Source organism: Mesotoga sp. HF07.pep.5.2.highcov, assembly GCF_003666285.1.
Classification (GTDB): Bacteria; Thermotogota; Thermotogae; order Petrotogales; family Kosmotogaceae; genus Mesotoga; species Mesotoga prima.
On sequence record NZ_JFHJ01000606.1, the window covers coordinates 1 to 639 of the forward strand.

The 639-nt window shown below is 40.2% G+C and carries 1 protein-coding gene; it reads right to left on the bottom strand.

Translation table 11 applies throughout. From position 1 onward, the window contains the following. The coding region (locus BG32_RS12940; protein ID WP_183084341.1) for an NTP transferase domain-containing protein at nucleotides 1-449 on the bottom strand (449 nt) is incomplete at its 3' end. Between the last annotated feature and the right edge of the window lie 190 nt (nucleotides 450-639).

Consider the following 639-nt stretch of genomic DNA (forward strand, 5'->3'; position numbering starts at 1 on the left):
ACGACTTTACCATTTTCATTTCTCTCGACCAGTGCATAGGGAAACTTTTCCTGGGTGATTCCAGAGAGAAAAGTAATATCACAGTCACCGTTCCTGTGAAGCTCTACCAGAGATTTCAAAGATCCCTTTGCGATAAGAACAAGATCAGAGTACATCACTAGAATGTCTGAGTTGTCTGGGATCAGGTGAAGGCTCCTCTTCAAAGCGTCGGCGGTTCCTTTGGGTGAGTTCTGATAAGCTAAAAGAGTATTTTCATCGAGCACTTCTCTGAATTCCTTTTCAAAGTCCGGATTAATTACAACAATTGAGCATTTGCTTTCACAAAAAGCCGAAACCTTGTTCAAGACGTGAATTATCATGGGTTTTCCCTTTATTTTTACTAATGGCTTGGGAACCTCAGACTTCAATCTCTTGCCTTTTCCGGCGGCGAGAATCACGGGAACTAACACTATAATCCCTCCTTCCTAATTATGATAACACTTCCATCTTGTGATGAATATTTGCGTCCTTTTTCTTTTTAAGGGTTTTGCCATGTGTTATGTCTAGAATTCTCTTTGAGTCGGCCTTGCATTAATTCTATGAAAGAGATTCTATTAATTCAATGATGACATCACTGAAAAAAGTGGCGGACTTAGGCGA